A 1,561-nucleotide genomic window follows, 5' to 3' on the forward strand; every position below is an offset into this window, starting at 1 on the left:
CCGATCGCTGGGTAGACTTACGCCTTTCCCGCCTAACGGCCGAGTGCCTACGCTGAGTCGATGATGGAGCGTGTCCGCCTCCGGGCGAGCTCCTTGCGTAGAGGTATCGCCGTCATGGAAATATCCCGAGTTGTCAAACGGCGCGCAATCGGGGCTCTGACGCAATTTTGGTGACGACAGTCATCGACCGGCGATCAGGCGGGCCTGGAGCAGATCCAGCTTGCCCCGGCCGTACATCTGGCGTTTTACGAGCTTGAGCTTGGTGATCTGCCCTTCGGCCTGGGCGTTGGACCAAGCCGTGTCGATTGCGGCGAGCACCGCGGAGCGGTCGCGAGCGAGGCCACGGGCGAAGGACGCAATCAGGCTGCCCCCCGCCCATTCCAGCCAGTTGTCCAAGGCCGCGGTCTTCCTTGACCGGATCATGGCGTGGAAGGCCTCCACGATCTCACGCGCCTCCACCACCGCCGGCGCGGCGGCCTCGATGGCGGCTACCGTCACCGTCTGAGCGCGGGACAGGTCGTCGCGCCCGGTGGTCATCAAGCGGGCGACCGTGCGGGCAGAGGGCGTTCGCTTGAGGCGTTCCAGGTTGGTTTCGTCTGCGCGCCGCCTGCGGGTCGCCCACTCCGTGACCACTCTGCGGCTTCCTCTGAAGCCGAGGCTGCGCAGCTCGCGCCAGAGTGCGGCGCTATTGCGCTTTCCGGCAGACCACTCAGCGTCAAGCCCAGATGGAGCGCCAGCTCATCCAACCGGGCCGTTCTGCGCGCCCAAGGCGCCGCGGATTCAACTCGCTCGGTGAAGATCCGCCGCGCGCAGAATGCGGCGTCGCACCGAAGCCGCCTGGCGACAAATTGCAGCCGAACAGCCCGCCCGCCTAAGGGCAGATCGGAGAGGATTCTCATGTAACGGCTGTGGACTCGTCGCGACGTTGCGAAACTCACCCGCACATGGCAGTTGTCGAGGATGGCGTTGTTGGCGCCATAGGCCCTTTCGATCTGGTTCAGCGACTGGGCGATCAGGAAGGCCTTGAGGCCATAGCCGGCCATGAAGGCGAGCGCGCTTTCGAAGAAGTCCAGCCGGCCGAGCGCGGGAAACTCGTCGAGCATGAGCAGGACGCGCTGGCGCCGGGTCTTGGACGCCAGTTCCTCGGTCAGTCGCCGGCCGATCTGGTTCAGAACCAGCCGGATCAGCGGCTTGGTGCGGCTGATGTCCGAGGGTGGAACGACGAGGTAGAGGGTGCAAGGCCGGCGCGCTTCGCCCAGATCCGTGATCCGCCAGTCGCACTGGCGCGTGACCCGCGCCACCACGGGGTCGCGATAGAGCCCCAGGAACGACATGGCCGTGGAGAGCACGCCCGAGCGCTCATTATCGCTCTTGTTCAGAAGCTCCCGCGCCGCCGAGGCCACCACCGGATGGGTCCCGGCCGCGCCCAGATGCGGGGTGCGCATCATGGCGCTCAAGGTCGCCTCGATCGGCCGTTTCGGGTCCGACAGGAACGCCGCCACGCCGGCCAGGGTCTTGTCGGGCTCGGCGTAGAGGACATGCAGGATGGCGCCGACCAGCA

2 pseudogenes are annotated in these 1,561 nt (G+C 66.6%); both read right to left on the bottom strand.

The window, feature by feature from the left end:
* Nucleotides 1-180 precede the first annotated feature (180 nt).
* Nucleotides 181-720: pseudogene (locus Q8Q88_RS21400) on the bottom strand (transposase); the annotation flags it as partial.
* 200 nt (nucleotides 721-920) lie between these two features.
* Nucleotides 921-1,561: pseudogene (locus tag Q8Q88_RS21405) on the bottom strand (type IV secretory system conjugative DNA transfer family protein); the annotation flags it as partial.

Source organism: Phenylobacterium sp. (genome assembly GCF_030697925.1).
In the GTDB taxonomy this organism is placed as follows: Bacteria; Pseudomonadota; Alphaproteobacteria; order Caulobacterales; family Caulobacteraceae; genus Phenylobacterium.